Annotated in this window: 12 protein-coding genes; 7 read left to right on the forward strand and 5 right to left on the reverse strand. The window is 65.0% G+C overall.

The features are described 5' to 3' along the window. Nucleotides 1-11 precede the first annotated feature (11 nt). From CDI09_RS00740 to rsmA, 7 genes are all read left to right on the forward strand, one after another. The gene (locus tag CDI09_RS00740; protein WP_078524504.1) at nt 12-665 is read left to right on the forward strand and encodes a hypothetical protein; all 654 of its coding nucleotides are present in this window, start codon (nt 12-14) and stop codon (nt 663-665) included. Continuing rightward, nucleotides 662-2,119, forward strand: coding sequence for an FAD-binding oxidoreductase (locus CDI09_RS00745; protein WP_078524505.1), 1,458 nt, complete (start codon nt 662-664; stop codon nt 2,117-2,119). Before CDI09_RS00740 ends, CDI09_RS00745 begins: the two co-directional genes overlap by 4 nt. 100 nt (nt 2,120-2,219) lie before the next feature. Further along, on the forward strand, nt 2,220-3,386 hold the full coding sequence (gene lptF / locus CDI09_RS00750) for an LPS export ABC transporter permease LptF (RefSeq protein ID WP_078524506.1): 1,167 nt from the start codon (nt 2,220-2,222) through the stop codon (nt 3,384-3,386). After that, nucleotides 3,383-4,498 carry an LPS export ABC transporter permease LptG gene (gene lptG / locus CDI09_RS00755; RefSeq protein ID WP_078524507.1) on the forward strand — a complete coding sequence of 372 codons (1,116 nt, stop codon included), beginning with the start codon at nt 3,383-3,385 and terminating at the stop codon, nt 4,496-4,498. The genes lptF and lptG overlap by 4 nt, the downstream gene beginning before the upstream one ends. Next, nucleotides 4,498-6,876 carry an LPS-assembly protein LptD gene (locus CDI09_RS00760; RefSeq protein WP_078524508.1) on the forward strand — a complete coding sequence of 793 codons (2,379 nt, stop codon included), beginning with the start codon at nt 4,498-4,500 and terminating at the stop codon, nt 6,874-6,876. The genes lptG and CDI09_RS00760 overlap by 1 nt, the downstream gene beginning before the upstream one ends. A 25-nt stretch (nt 6,877-6,901) precedes the next feature. Next, nucleotides 6,902-8,278 (forward strand): peptidylprolyl isomerase, encoded by a 1,377-nt coding sequence (locus CDI09_RS00765; protein WP_236944607.1) that lies wholly within the window; start codon nt 6,902-6,904, stop codon nt 8,276-8,278. 8 nt (nt 8,279-8,286) lie between these two features. Beyond that, nucleotides 8,287-9,138, forward strand: coding sequence for a 16S rRNA (adenine(1518)-N(6)/adenine(1519)-N(6))-dimethyltransferase RsmA (gene rsmA, locus CDI09_RS00770; protein WP_078524510.1), 852 nt, complete (start codon nt 8,287-8,289; stop codon nt 9,136-9,138). A gap of 96 nt (nt 9,139-9,234) precedes the next feature. Here the strand turns inward: rsmA and CDI09_RS00775 are convergent, their stop codons facing one another. The 5 genes from CDI09_RS00775 to CDI09_RS00795 all read right to left on the reverse strand — a co-directional run bounded on the left by CDI09_RS00775 (nt 9,235) and on the right by CDI09_RS00795 (nt 12,663). Then, nucleotides 9,235-10,458 carry an SAM-dependent methyltransferase gene (locus CDI09_RS00775; protein WP_078524511.1) on the reverse strand — a complete coding sequence of 408 codons (1,224 nt, stop codon included), beginning with the start codon at nt 10,456-10,458 and terminating at the stop codon, nt 9,235-9,237. Nucleotides 10,459-10,577: 119 nt separating this feature from the next. Beyond that, nucleotides 10,578-11,168, reverse strand: a complete 591-nt coding sequence (gene rplI / locus CDI09_RS00780) for a 50S ribosomal protein L9 (RefSeq protein WP_061271280.1) — start codon at nt 11,166-11,168, stop codon at nt 10,578-10,580. 13 nt (nt 11,169-11,181) lie between these two features. Then, on the reverse strand, nt 11,182-11,457 hold the full coding sequence (gene rpsR, locus CDI09_RS00785; RefSeq protein WP_061271282.1) for a 30S ribosomal protein S18: 276 nt from the start codon (nt 11,455-11,457) through the stop codon (nt 11,182-11,184). 6 nt (nt 11,458-11,463) lie between these two features. Beyond that, the gene (gene rpsF, locus CDI09_RS00790) at nt 11,464-11,949 is read right to left on the reverse strand and encodes a 30S ribosomal protein S6 (RefSeq protein WP_078524512.1); all 486 of its coding nucleotides are present in this window, start codon (nt 11,947-11,949) and stop codon (nt 11,464-11,466) included. 159 nt (nt 11,950-12,108) lie between these two features. Next, a complete protein-coding gene (locus CDI09_RS00795; RefSeq protein WP_078524513.1) occupies nt 12,109-12,663 on the reverse strand; it encodes a hypothetical protein in 555 nt (184 codons plus the stop codon). Nucleotides 12,664-12,691: the final 28 nt, after the last annotated feature.

Consider the following 12,691-nt stretch of genomic DNA (forward strand, 5'->3'; position numbering starts at 1 on the left):
GTGCAGCTGACATGAGCGATACACAGACAATCGACCCCAGGGAACTGAGAATCCTTTCGGATATTCTCGCCCTTGTGCTGGATGAGAACGCTGGCCAGTCGGAAACAGCGCTGGCGGCCATCCGCGCGCGCGCGGGCAAGAACCAGGTCACGGGCGGCGCGCTCAAGAACCTGTTCACCGCCATAGCCCCCAATCCGCCACCCAGGGCGGCGCCCAAGCCCCGCGCGCCACGCGCCACCAAGGCCAGCGCCGCCGCCAAGAAAGAGATAGAGGAGTCGCACGCCCGCATTGCCGAGATGGCGGACAGCATCCGCACGCTCGATGCGACGCTGCGCGACACGCGGGTTGAACTGCGCGCCTCCCTCGCCCGCAACGAGGCCCTGACCGCCGAACTGCGCCAGACCCAGCAGGCCCGTGCCGAGACGCAGGCCGCCCTCTCGGCCGCGCATAATAACAGTCGCCCGGCCGGCCGCCGCTCATCGGGCCTGATCGTGGCCGCCGCCGTGGGCGCGCTGACCGGCTTCGCGCTGACCGAGGCCTTTCACCTGCTGGCCCAGCCCAGCCCGGCGCAAGCCAGCGCCACCTACCCGCCCGTGCGCCACAATGGGCAGGCATGGCTCATGCCCTCTTCTTCCCCCTCCCATACAGGACACATGCTGTCATGACCGTCTCCCCCTCGCCCGCGCTCACGCGCCCTGACCTGATCGCGCGCTTTACCGATCTGCTCGGCCCGGTTGGCGTGCTGGTGGATGCGACGGACACCGCCAGTTTCTGCACCGACTGGCGCGACCTGTACCATGGCCGCGCGCTGGCCGTGCTCCGCCCCGCCAACACGGCGGAACTCGCCGCCATCGTGCGCCTGTGCAACGAGCACGGCGTGCCCATGGTGCCCCAGGGGGGCAACACCAGCATGGTCGGCGGCGCAACACCGGATGACAGCGGGCGCGAAGTGGTGATCTGCCTGTCGCGCATGAACCGCGTGCGCGCCATCGACCCCGCTGACCTGACCATGGAGGTCGAGGCGGGTGTTACGCTGAAAGCCGCGCAGGACGCCGCGCGCGAGGCGGGGTTCATGCTGCCGCTTTCCATCTCATCGGAAGGCTCGGCGCAGATGGGCGGCGTGCTGGCCACCAATGCGGGCGGCAACAACACGCTGCGCTATGGCAATGCACGTGAACTCACGCTCGGGGTCGAGGCGGTCATGCCTGATGGCAGCGTGTTCCATGGCCTGCGCCGCCTGCGCAAGGACAATACCGGCTACGCGCTGCGCCAGCTGCTCATCGGCTCGGAAGGCACGCTGGGCATCATCACCACCGCCATCATCCAGCTCCACCCCCAGCCCCGCGCCATCGAGGCGGCGCTGTGCGCGGTGGAAGACGCCGATGCGGCGCTGAAGCTGCTCGGCCTGCTGCGCGCGCGCGACCCGGCGCTGGTGCAGGCGTTCGAGTTCATGTCCGGCACGGGCATGGACCTCGTGACCAGCCTGATAGCGGGCACCGCCCTGCCGCTTGGCGAGCGCGCGCCCGCCTATGTGCTGGTTGAACTCGCCACCCCCCGCCCCGATGCCGACCTGCGTGAATACACCGAGGAAGTGCTGGGCGACGCACTTGAGGAAGGCATCATCACCGATGCCGTGATTGCCGAGAGCGAAGGCCAGCGTGCGGGCCTGTGGAAGCTGCGCGAGGAACATGCCGAAGCCCAGCGCCGCGCGGGCGCGAGCGTGAAAAACGACGTCTCGGTGCCGGTCACGCACGTGCCTGAACTGATCCGGCGCGCAACAGTGGCGTGCGAGGCGCTGATACCCGGCATCCGCCCCGCCCCTTTTGGCCACATGGGCGATGGCAACATCCACTTCAACCTTGTCCAGCCCGAAGGCATGGACCCCACAGCCTTCCTGGCCCGCAGCCATGACATCATGGATACGGTGGCCGATATCGTGAAGGATCTTGATGGCTCGTTCTCGGCCGAGCACGGGGTGGGCCAGCTCAAGCCCTACATGATGCCCGCCTGGCGCGGTGGCGCGGAGCTTGCGGCCATGCGCCACATCAAGGCCGCCCTCGACCCCAAAAACCTCATGAACCCCGGCAAGGTCCTGCCGCCCGCCCAGCCGGGCGCATGACCCCACGCCACGCCGTGCCGCGCGTAACAGACTGTTCCACCCCCCCATCCGGGCGGGGTTCACCCCTTTTGCCCCGGCGGGAACAGGGGTAGACAGGGGCATGCCTGCCCTCCGCCCTGGTCCCGACCGCCTTGCGCCGCGCCTGTCGATTCTGGATCGTTACATGCTGCGCCAGCTCCTGCTGGCGCTGGCAGCGAGCACGGGCGCGCTGGCCACGCTGATCTGGCTGACCCAGTCGCTGCATTTCGTCTCGCTGGTGGTGGGGCGGGGGCTGTCGCTGCGCGTGTTCCTGGAACTGACCAGCCTGCTCATCCCCTCCTTCGTGGCGGTGATCCTGCCCATCACCACCTTTGTTGTGGTGCAGTTCATCTACCAGCGCTTCGGCACCGACCGCGAACTGACCGTAATGCAGGCGGCCGGCCTCTCGCCCTTCATGATGGCGCGGCCGGGCCTGATGTGCGCGGCCATTGCCACAGGGGCATGCCTGCTGCTCAACGTGTGGGTGGTGCCGGTATCGTACCATGCCTTCAGGCAGTATGAATTCCAGATCCGCAACCGCATGGCCGCCTTCCTCATTCAGGATGGCGTCTTCACGCAGGTGTCGGACAGCATGACGGTCTATATCCGCACGCGCGACAAGGATGGCACGCTGCATGGCATCATGGTGGAAGATGACCGCACTCCCGGCGCCGAGGCCACCATCCTGGCGGAGGAAGGCAACCTCGTGATTGTGGGCGACCAGCCGCGCGTGGTGCTGTTCAACGGCTCGCGGCAGGAAATCGATGCCCATACCGGCCGCCTCAACGTGCTCACCTTCGCGCGCAACACCATCGACCTGTCCAGCCCGCACGGCAACCATACCCGCCAGCCCGACGCCAATGAGCTGCCGATCGCGCAACTGCTGCACCCCGACATGCACCTCTATTCCCGCCGCGATGAAAGCAAGATGGTCATCGAGGCCTGGCGCAGGCTGAGCACGCCGTTCTGCGCCTTCTCGTTCGCCATGATCGGGCTGCTTGGGGCCATGGGGGGCAATTATTCCCGCCAGGCCAGCATCATCCGCCCGGTGCTGGCCATACTTGGCGTGGTGGCCGTGCAGGCGCTCACGCTGGCGGTGCAGAACCTTGCCTCGCGCAACCTCCAGCTCATGCCGCTGATGTGGATCTGCACGCTGACCCCCGGCCTGATCTGCGCGGCGCTCCTGTTCTGGCCCGAATTCCGCGCGGACCGCGACAGGCCGGCCCCGGCGGGCAGCCCACGCCCATGAACATGGCCTTTACGCTCTCGCTCTACATCGCGCGGCAGTTCACCTATGCAACACTGGCCGTGATCGCCTTCCTGACCGGGCTGATCACGATGTTCGATTTCATCGACCTGCTGCGCCGGGTCTCGACACGCCCCAACGTGCCGACCTCGCTGGTCAGCGAGATCGCGTTCCTGCACATTCCCTTCGCCTGCCTCGAGATCCTGCCCTTTGGCGTGCTGCTTGGCGGCATCATCTGCTTCTGGCGGCTTGCGCGCACGTCGGAGCTTGTGGTGGCGCGGGCGGCGGGCATCTCGGCATGGCAGTTTCTGGCAGGCCCGGTCATCTGCGCCGTGCTGATCGGCACGGTCGCGACAACCGCCGTCTCGCCGCTTTCCTCCGTCATGTATCGCCGTGCGGAGGTGCTCGACCGGCAGTACCTGCGCGACAATAACGGCAAGTCACTCAACATGACCGGCGGCACGCTGTGGCTGCGCCAGAGCGATAACGGGCTGGTCAGCCACGGCACGGCCATCATCCACGCCCGCAAGGTCAGGCTCAGTGGCGGCATGCTGCATGTGGGGGGGATCACCGTCTTCCGCATGGGGCCTGATGATGACCTCATGGCCCGCATCGAGGCCGAGAACGGCTATCTGGGCAAGGGGCGGTGGATCCTGACCACCGCGCGCCTGCTGCGCCCCGACGAGATGCCCGAGGCAATGGGCGAGATCACGCTCCCCGCCGACCTGACCCTGGCCGGTGTGGAAGAAAGCTTCGCCTCGCCCGATACGCTGTCGGTCTGGGCGCTGCCGGGCTTTATCCGCCAGCTCAGGCGCTCGGGCTTTTCCACCATCCGCCACCGGCTGCATTTCCAGACCCTGCTCACGCTGCCGGTGCTGTCGGGCACCATGGCGCTGGTGGCCGCCGGTTTTTCCATGCGGCCCGCGCGGCGGGGCGGGGTGGTGCGCATGATAAGCTTTGGCGTGGCGGCCGGTTTCGCGCTATTTGCCATCTCCAAGATCGCGGCGCAGTTTGGTGAAACGGGAACACTGCCACCCCTTCTGGCCGCATGGGCACCCACCGTGGCCGGGCTTTGTCTTGCAGTCACGCTACTTCTTCATCTAGAGGACGGTTAATGTCCCGTCCCGCCCCTTCCCCGCGCGCGCCGTCACCTGTACGGCCCCCCGTCGCCATGCGGCGGTTTTCGCGCGGGTTGCTGCTTGCGGCCACCATGATGGGCGGAAACCTGTTTGCCCCGGAGGCGCGGGCGGACCGGCCGGTGCGCGCCATGCCCATCCACGCCCCCAAGAGCCAGCCCCAAGCCCCGGCCTCGTTTTCCGGCACGGTCTCGAATACCGACCCGATGACCTTCCAGGCCGACCATGTGGCCTATGACAGCAAGAACGGCATCGCCACCTGGACCGGCAACGTGCAGCTATGGCAGAATGACCAGATCATGCGCGCCGACAGGGTCGTATATGACCGCAATACCGGCGTGGCCGCGGCACGGGGCAACGTGGCGCTTGTCGAGCCTGACGGCACCGTGCTGTTTACCGAATATGCCGAGCTGAGCAACGGCATGCGCGATGGCATCATGACGCGCATGTACGCCCAGATGTATGACAACACCCGCCTTGCCGCCAACGGCCTGCGCCGCACCAACAGCAAGGTCAATGACCTGACGCGCGTGGTCTATACCGCGTGCGAGGTCTGTGCCCGCCACCCCGAGCGCGCGCCGTTCTGGCAGTTCCGCTCCTTTGACGCCACGCATGACCTGCAGCACAAGCGGCTGGAATTCCGCGATGTGTTCTTTGATTTCTTTGGCGTGCCAGTTTTTTACCTGCCCGCCTTCTCCATGACCGATCCGTCCGTGCGGCGGCAGAGCGGGTTCCTCACCCCCGGCTTCACCCCGCATGACCGCTATCTGGGCACCTATGTCACCATCCCGTATTACTGGGTGATCGACCGCTACTCCGATCTTACGGCAACCGGCCTGTTCGCCACCCGCACCGGGCCGGAACTCATGATGAATTTCCGCCGGTATTTCAATACCGCACGCCTCAACATCAACGGCAACATCGCCTATGACACCCACCACGACAGCACATACGTCAATACGTTTGGCGATACGGTGAACAGTTCGAACAACCATGGCGTGCAGGGCTACATCTCGGCAAGCGGGCAGGTGAACATCAACAGGAGCTGGCGCGCGGGCGGCAACATCCGCTGGGCCAGTTCGCCCAACTACATGCGCGACTACCGCGTCAGCGGCTATGGGCAGGATACGCTCAATTCCAACCTTTACCTTGAAGGCTTCGGCACCGGCTCGTATTCGCGCATCGATGCAGAAGGCTACCAGGGCATGAACCAGGGCATCATCAACAACAAGGACCTGCCCTGGGTCCTGCCGCGCTACACCTACAGCTATTTTGGCCAGCCCGATGCGCTCGGCGGCCGCTTCGCGCTTGATACGACCGATTTCTATGTCTACCGCCAGAATGGCACATCCGACCAGCGCGGCCAGCTCTCGCTCAACTGGGACCGCCCCTTCCATAACTCGCTGGGGCAGATATGGAACCTGACGCTGCATGTCGAATCCGCCGTGCATCGCGCGACCGACCTCAACGGCCAGCCCAATTTTGCCCGCACGGCCCGCACACAGGTGCAGGGGCAGGTGGAACCCACAGTCGCGCTGAAAATGAACTGGCCCTTCCTGCGCAGCTTCAACCACAATACCGGCACCCAGATCCTCGAGCCGATCGTGCAGTTCATTGCCGCGCCCAACACCGGCAACAGCACCTCGCGCAACATCCCCAACGAGGACAGCCTGACCTACGAATTTACCGATTCCACGCTGTTCGCCATCAACCGCTACGCGGGCACCGACCGGCTTGACGGCGGCCTGCGCGCCAATGTGGGGCTGCACAATAACTGGACATGGAACGGCCACCAGATCGACGTGCTGATCGGCGAGAGCTTCCAGGAGCATATCGACCACAACCGCATCCCCTATTCGGGGCTGAACCATCATCTGTCGGATGTGGTGATGGGCACGCACATGGTGCCCAACCAGTATTTCGATTTTGACGGCAAGATGCGGCTCGACCCCTATGCGGGCAAGGTGGACTTTGCCGATGCGCTGGGCAGCGCGGGGTTCCGCCATTTCCGCGTAACGGGTGGATACCTGTTCGAGCCGGTGACGCCGTATTACTATTACGCCCAGCGCACCTATGCCACGACGGCGCCGTCGATTTATTACAAGCCGGTCAGCGAACTCACGGTGGGCGCCGCCTCCAACTGGGATAACTGGCACATCGCCGCCTATCTGCGCCGCAGCCTGTCGCGCAAGGAAAGCGTGGCGGTGGGTGGCGATGCGGGCTACCAGAATGACTGCTTCGGGCTGGATGTCATGTATCTCAAGCAGTACACCACGATTGGTGGCCAACAGAGCAATTCGACCGTAATGTTCTCCCTTACGTTCAAAACCATCGGCACGTTTGGTATAAATGGCTGACCTGATGCGCGAAAGACCGAGCCGGATGCCCTTTTTCCCTGCCTTCCCTGGCACAGCCTTCCCCCCTGCGCCCCGCCGCCGCGGCCCGCGCCGCACGCTTGCCACGGCCCTGCTGGCATGCCTGGTGCTGGTGGGGCACCAGCCCGTGGCCAGCGCCCGCAGCGCCCATGCCATTGCCCAGCAGGCCCAGGCGGCGGAAGATCAGGATTCCATTGTCGCCACCGTCAACGGCGCGGTGCTGACCAAGCGCGACATCGACACGCGCGGGCGGCTGTTTGCGCTCTCCTCGGGGCTGGATGTGAGCGACGACGTGATGCAGCGTCTGCGCCCGCAGATCGTGCGCCAGTTGATCGATGAAAAGCTGCGCATGCAGGAAATGCTCGATCGCCACATCAACGTGCCCATCCAGCAGATCGCGGGGGCCATTTCCGGCATCGAGCAGCGCAACGGCATGCCCGAGAACGCGCTGCGCAACAAGCTGGCGGAAGATGGCGTCTCGCTGACCACGCTGATCGACCAGATCCGCGTGCAGCTTGGCTGGTCGCAGGTGCTGCGGCAGGAAACGGCGGAACACGGGCGCATCACCGCAGCCGAGATCGAGCAGCGCATGGCTGCGCTCAAGCGCGAGGATGGCAAGCCGGAATACATGATCAGCGAGATCTTCATTCCCGTCGAGGATCAGCGCCACCCCGAAGGCGAGCTGAAATTCACCGAAACCATCATTCAGGAACTGCGCGAGGGCGCGCCCTTCCCCATTGTCGCGGCCCAGTTCTCGCAGGGGCAGAGCGCGCTTGACGGCGGCATGATGGGCTGGACTCAGGAAGACGGGCTTGACCCGCAGGTGGTAGCGGTCGCGCGCCAGATGCCCGATGGCGCCATCTCCAACCCCATCCGGGTGGCGGGTGGTTACGTGATCGCCACCATTGCCGAGCGCCGCACGGTGGGCCACCAGATGGTAACCGTGCTGTCCATCCGGCAGGCCTTCTTCCCCTTCGATGCGCCGCTCGACCCCGAGAACCCGACGGACCAGCAGAAGCAGACGCTCGACGCCGCCAATACCTTTTCCGCCAGCGCCAAAAACTGCGATCAGATGGAAGCGCAGAACAAGAAAAACGGCGAAAAGCACCCCTCCGATCCCGGCGACCTGATGCTGAACCACCTCAACCCGCAGATGCGCGAAGTGCTCGAGCCACTTCCGCCCGGCAAGGCCAGCCACCCGCTGGTTTCGGTGGACGGCATTCTGGTGCTGATGGTCTGCTCGCGTGAAGAGCGCAACATCGCCATCCAGACGCCCAGCCAGATTGCCGATCACCTGCTGAGCGAGCGCGTGGAGCAGACCTCGCGCCAGCTCAACCGTGACCTCCAGCGCCGCGCGATCATCGACATGCGCTCCAAGACCTGAGCGCCGTCATGACCATGCCACAGCGCCCCCACGGGCTTGAGCCGCTGCGCGACACCATTGCGCGGCATGGGCTGGATGCGCGCAAGGCGCTTGGGCAGCACTTCCTTCTTGATCCAGGCATTACGGCGCGGATCGCGGCCCTGGCGGGCGACCTTGCGGGACAGCATGTGGTCGAGGTTGGTCCCGGCCCCGGTGGCCTGACCCGCGCGCTGCTCGACACAAAGGCCGCCAGCATCATCGCCGTCGAGGTTGATCCGCGCGCGGTGGCGGTCATTACCGAGCTTGCGGCCCATGCACCCGAGCGCCTGCAGATCATCGAAGCGGACGCCATGCGCCGCGACCTGACCACGCTGTGCCCAGCCCCGCGCCAGATCATTGCCAACCTGCCCTACAACGTGGGCACACCGCTGCTCGTGGGCTGGCTGCGGCAGGCGAGTGCATGGTCGCGGCTGACGCTCATGTTCCAGCAGGAAGTGGCCGAGCGCATTTGCGCCGCTCCCGGCTCAGACCATTATGGCCGACTGGGCGTGCTGGCGCAGTGGACATGCCGCTGTGGGGTCATGATGCACATTCCACCCGGCGCGTTCTCGCCGCCGCCCAAGGTCCATTCCGCCGTGGTGGGGCTGATCCCGCATGCCCAGCAGCCCGATGCCGCCCTGTTCCGCGCCATGGAGCAGGTTACGGCGGCAGCCTTCGGGCAGCGGCGCAAGATGCTGCGCGGGGCGCTGAAATCCATCGGTGGCGAAGCGCTTCTGGCCGAAGCGGGAATTGAGGGCAGCCGCCGGGCGGAAACGCTCGAAATCGCGGATTTCGACCGCCTCGCCCGCCTGCATGCCCGCCGCAGCGCGGCTGTAGCCTGAAAAGATAAAAGTTTTTGGTGAAGCTTTTTTCAAAAAGCTTCAAAGAACGCCGCCTTTTTGAAAAAAGGCAGTACCCAGAAACTTTTATTCTGCCCCTTATGCCGCACTTTCTACCCGCTGGCCCCGCGCCAGCATGTAGTCACGCGCCAGCGGCAGGGCATTGATTTCACGCGAGAGCGTAAGCTGGAAGTTCATGTGCCCCTGCACGCGAAACGCCAGTTCGGACACCACCAGGTAGAACTCGAACATACGGCAGAAACGCTCATCATACAGCCGGGCGATCTGGGCGCGCCGCGCAGCAAAACGGGTGCGCCAGTGGGCGATGGTGCGGGCATAGTGCAGGCGCCAGATCTCGCAATCGGCCAGCCACAGCCCTGCCCGCTCCACCGCCCCCACCACCTCGCTCACGGCGGGGGAATAGCCACCGGGAAAGATGTAGCGGTCAATCCACGGATTGGTCACGCCCGGCCCTTCCCTGCGGCCTATGGCGTGCAGCACCATCACCCCATGCGGCCGGAGCGCGCGGCGCATGGCGGCAAAGAAGGCAGGGTAATGCGCCACCCCCACATGCTCGAACATGCCGACTGAAATGATCCGGTCATACTGCCGTGCAACAGTGCGGTAATCGAGCAGCTCGAAACGCACCCTGCCCTCCAGCCCCGCAGCACGCGCCCGGCTCTGGGCAATGTGCAACTGCTCGCTCGACAGGGTGATGCCGGTGACACACGCGCCATAATCACGCGCCAGAGTCAGCCCCAGTCCACCCCAGCCACACCCCACATCCAGCACGCTCATGCCGGGACGGTGCAGGTGGAGCTTGGCGGCGAGATGATGCTTTTTGGCAGCCTGCGCCTCGGCCAGCGTTTCATGCCCGGTGGGGAAGTAGCCGCAGGAATACTGCATGTCCTCATCAAGAAAATGCCGGTACAGCGTGCTGTCGAGATCGTAATGATGGGCCACGTTGCGCCGGGCGCGCTGGCGGGTGTTGTCCTGCAGCCATGACCGCGCCATGAAGCGCAGGGTGGAGAACACGCGCTCGCCCGCCGGGCTGCGCTCCATCACGTTGCGCATGAGCACATGCATCAGCTCATACAGCGTGCACCCCACGGGGCGCAGCGTGCCGGCCATGTAGGCCTCGCCCACCTTCAGCGCGGGGTCAAGCAGCAGGGCGCGCGCGGTAGCCGTATCGGCAAGGTGCATGGCGGCCTGCGGGCCGGGCCTGCCCACGTAGCTGCGCCGGTCTCCATCAGGGTAATAGACCTCGAGCCGGCCTGAAGTGATGAAATGGCTGAAAGCCCGGTCCAGCAGTACAGGCGTCATCGGTTTTCTCCCCGCATGCCTTACGCTGCAACCCGAACGGCAAAAGCCCGGAAGAGTTTCCTCTTCCGGGCTTTCACAACCGGTCCGCTCACCCGCGGGCGGGTGACGGATCAGGTCAATCAGACAGCCGGGGTTTCCTCGATGGCGGTCTCTTCCGAAACTTCGCCCTCGGTTACCACGCCTTCATCAGCCAGTGTGGGTTCGTCGTCGATATCAACGCCGATTTCCTCGCCACGGGCCTGACGCTCTGCTTCTTCCTCAGAGCGGGCAACGTTCACGGTCACCTGCATGGACACTTCCGGGTGCAGGGCAACGCTTACGTCATACAGGCCAAGCTGCTTGATCGGCTCGGGCAGGATCACCTGGTTACGGGTGATGGTCAGGCCAGCCTTGGTCGCCGCTTCAGCGATGTCACGGGTCGTAACCGAGCCGTACAGACTGCCGCTGTCACCCGCCTGACGGATCAGGATGACCGACAGGCCGTGCATGCGCTCGGACAGGCGCTCGGCCTCCTCGCGGTTCTTGAGGTTCTGGGCCTCAAGCTGCACGCGCTCACGCTCGAAGCGCTCGCGGTTGTGTGCGTTGGCGCGGATCGCCTTGCCCTGGGGCAGCAGGAAGTTACGGGCATAGCCCGGCTTCACCGTGACGATCTCGCCCATCTGGCCCAGCTTCTCGACGCGCTGGAGCAGGATGAGTTCTACTGCGGACATGATTCTGCCTCCCTCAGCTTACAATGTAGGGCAGCAAAGCCAGGAAACGCGCACGCTTGATGGCCTGGGCCAGTTCACGCTGCTTCTTGGCGGAGACTGCCGTGATGCGGCTGGGAACGATCTTGCCACGCTCGGACAGGAAGCGGCTCAGCAGGCGCACGTCCTTGTAGTCGATCTTCGGCGCGTTGGGGCCGGAGAACGGGCAGGACTTGCGGCGACGATAGAACGGACGGCGCGCGCCAACCGCAACGCGGCGGGCGGCGGGGTTGATCTCGGTGGTTTCAGACATCAGCTCTTACTCCGCTTCGGCGCTGGCAGTGGCGTTGGCGCGCTGCTGTTCTTCACGCTCGTTACGGGCGCGGAACTCCTCGCGGTCATCGAAATTGCGGCGCGTGCCACGGCCGCTCTCGAAACGGCCGGTGGGCTTGGGCCCACGGAAGCCACGCTCACGCTCGTCACCCTTGCGCGACAGGATGACCGAGGGAGCCTCGTCAATCTCGTCGATACGCAGGGTCAGGACGCGCAGGATATCTTCGTTCAGGCTGAGCTGGCGCTCGATTTCCTTGACCGCGGCGGCAGGCGCATCAAGGCCGAGGAGCATGTAGTGGCCCTTGCGGTTCTTCTTGATACGGTAAGCCAGCGTGCGCAGGCCCCAGTATTCGCGCTTCTTGATGGAGCCGGATTCGGCTTCCAGATAGGTGGCGATGCCATCAGCAATGGCTTCGACCTGCTGCTGCGACACGTCATTACGTGCGATCAGCACGGTTTCATACAACGGCATTGGTACTCCCTTCGGATCACTTCAACCCCCGCATGGCCGGACACGGTCCGCCATGTTGCCCACAGGGCACGGGTATAGCCGGGGACGATGCCACGCACCCGGCAGGGAAGGAGCGGGTTGAAACACAAACCCCGCCCCGGCACAAGGAAAAAGTACGGTTTACTTCGGATCTTTCGGCGCCAGCCACGTAAAGACCGGCTCGGGCGAGACCAGTTGCGGCTCGTCATGGCGGAACCCCGTGACCGACTTGACCACCGCGAGCGGCACGTCAAGCATCGGGCCGGGGCCACGGGTCTCGCCCTTTTCCATCATGGCGCGGGTGGCGACAAAGGCCTCCCTGTGCAGCGCGGGCACGGCGGGCGGGGCCTCGCCGGTTATCTCGAGCGCGAGCATCTCCCCGCCACGCCCGTCATGCACCACGCTCCAGCATTCCTCGCCCTCCTCGTAGCCCTGAGCCTGGCTGACGGGGTCGACGCTCCCGACATCACACGTGACCAGCCTGCCCTCGCGCACGAGGGTCTTACGGTCATAATCGGCCAGAAGCCCGCTGTCGTTATCAACACGGATGACAAACCACCCGTTGGGCAGGTCGGCTATGGCGTAAGGCGCCTCACCCCCCGGATCGGGCGTGCCGGTGTCACGCAGGCCAAGCGCATCGAGCAGGGCAGCCCGATCCACGCCGTGGAATTTGTAATAGGATACGTCGAACTCCATTGCCCTCTCTCCAATTATGCAACAGAGA

Origin of the sequence: Komagataeibacter nataicola, from assembly GCF_003207795.1 — a bacterium.
GTDB classification, from domain to species: domain Bacteria; phylum Pseudomonadota; class Alphaproteobacteria; order Acetobacterales; family Acetobacteraceae; genus Komagataeibacter; species Komagataeibacter nataicola.